The organism is Acrocarpospora macrocephala, from assembly GCF_009687865.1.
Taxonomy (GTDB): Bacteria; Actinomycetota; Actinomycetes; order Streptosporangiales; family Streptosporangiaceae; genus Acrocarpospora; species Acrocarpospora macrocephala.
Genome location: NZ_BLAE01000080.1, coordinates 51,031 through 53,284, shown reverse-complemented (window position 1 = coordinate 53,284; position 2,254 = coordinate 51,031). Strand labels below are relative to the sequence as shown.

Below are 2,254 nucleotides of genomic sequence, written 5' to 3'. Positions count from 1 at the left end.
ATACCGCACCCAACCCCGGCCCCACCCCGGGCATCGCAACCAACTGCGGCATAGACCGGGTGTCACACCCGGCTCCGGCCGCGTACCCCGAACTCACCCCCCGCGCCTGGAGGACGACACACGCCTGCAGGCAGACGCCACCGGACAACCTCATCCCCACGAGCGCGGCCAGATCAGCACCATGGGTGCGGAGAGGGTGACCCGCAGAAGATCACAAGGGGCCACAGAAGATCACGAGCTGATCGGCATCGGATCGCCGCGTTCGAGCAGGCTGTGAGCAGGACCTTGAGCAGGGCTGTGAGCACGGCATCCTCGGTCCTTTGGGCGCGTTCACCACGGAAGGGCCGGTCGCTCTCGCCGATCTCGGACCTCGGCCGTCTCAGACCTCCGTCTCAGACCTCCGTCTCAGACCTCCGTCTCAGACCTCGGCCATGAGGATGCCCCGCCGGGGTCTGCCTGCCATACAAGAAGCCGGGAAGCGGGACACCGTCGCGGCTCCTGCCTCGCGGGGAGATAGGTCCCGATACCTGACAGGAAGTGGCAGTCACCTGCAGGCCGACTAATGAGCAGATCCGGGATTTTACGCCAATCGCGCGATCCGCGCCTTCGCCGGACGTGCGAACGCCAGCTCGAGGTGCGTTTCAAGGTGTTGTGGAACGCCAGCAATTGTCCGTGGAACCCGGGCGAGATCGGCCACAGGATTCCGCATCGTGGCCCCCGCCCCGTTTCGAGCGTCAGGGAGCCTGGCAATTCGCCGATCGGAGGATCGTGGTCGCAGCCACTGGATAGAGTGCTCACGCAACGCTTATCCATCAGTGCGGACAGTAGCCAGGAAAGTGGTGCCATGCCTCAAGAGACGCCTTTGCCCGCTCTCGATGAGACCGCCTGGAAGGATCTGGTCTCCCGGTTCGACGGCCGGATGTGGGCGGTGGCCAGGGCCTGTGGCCTGAGCGCCACCGATGCGGCCGACGCGGTTCAGGGCGCGTGGCTGCGCCTCGTCGAAAGCTATGACCGGATCCGCGACCCGAGCCGGATCGGCGCGTGGCTGATCACCACCACCCGACACGAGGCCTTCCGCCTCTCCCGCAAGACCCGCAACGAACACCCGGTCGAACTCCCCGACCTCGGCGACCCCAGCGTCCCCGACCCGTCCACCGCCGTCGTGGACGCCGAGTACGGCCGCCACGTCTGGGCCCGCGCCGCCACCCTGGACGAACCCTGCCGCACCCTGTTACGCCTCTTCGCCCTGAACCCCGACGCCCGCTACGCCCAGATCGCCGCCCGGATGAACATGCCACTCGGCAGCGTCGGCGCCACCCGAACCCGCTGCGAATCCCGCCTCCGCGCCCTCCTGGAGGAGTCCCCGTGACCAAAGAACCCGAGGACCACTCAACCCCAGAGGCCCACTCAACCCCGGAAGAGCGCTCAACCACGAAAAGCCACGCAACCCCAGAGGTCCGCTCAACCCTGGAAGGGCACGCAATCCCAGAGGACCGCTCAACCCCGGAAGGGCACGCAACCTCAGAGGGTCACCCGACCCCGGAAGGTAATCCAACCCGGGAAGGCCACTCAACGGCAGAAGGCCGTTCCACCTACGTTCTGGCGGCCATGCGCCTCGCCTCCGGAGCCGACCCGATCCCCAGCCGCGTCACCGCCGACGCCCTGGCCGCGTTCACCCTCCGCCTGCCCGGCTCGATCATCGCCACCCCCACCGACGTGGCCGCCGCCTCCGGAGCCCGCTCCGGAGGAGAACCCCAGCGCCATCGCTTCACCACCGAAACCCTGACCATCGACGTCGAACTAACCCACACCAACGGCCGCCTCGAAGTAGCCGGCCACCTCACCCCCACCCCAACCCCCGACTCCTGGATCGAGATCCGCACCCCTCACGTCAGCAAGATCCGCGTCCCCTCCCCCGACGGCCACTTCGCGGCAACCGGCCTCCCACCTGGCTGGCTCAGCCTCGTCTACCACCACCCCGAAAACCCCCCCATCGCCACCCGCTGGCTCCGAGCCCGCCCCTAACCCCGCCAACGAGTCCCATCAACCCGGCACGCAGCCCCCACCAACGAGAGCGTCGAATTGACCGGACACAACCCCCAGGTACCCCAACCAGACGCCGAGAAGGCCGCTCCCAATAGCGGCACAAACCATCCGACAACCCAGGCGACGGTCGAAGTGACGGGACACAACCCCCACCTCTCCCATCAGGAAACCGCGATAGCCGTTCCCACTGGCGACAGAGAGCAGCCAG

The 2,254-nt window shown here is 67.5% G+C and carries 2 protein-coding genes; both read left to right on the top strand.

The window, feature by feature from the left end:
- Positions 1–862: 862 nt before the first annotated feature.
- Complete coding sequence (locus Amac_RS45940) at positions 863–1,369, top strand: RNA polymerase sigma factor (RefSeq protein ID WP_246269132.1); 507 nt, start codon at positions 863–865, stop codon at positions 1,367–1,369.
- Between the two features lie 239 nt (positions 1,370–1,608).
- Entirely contained in the window at positions 1,609–2,025 is a 417-nt protein-coding gene (locus Amac_RS45935) for a hypothetical protein (protein ID WP_155360747.1), read from the top strand.
- Positions 2,026–2,254: the final 229 nt, after the last annotated feature.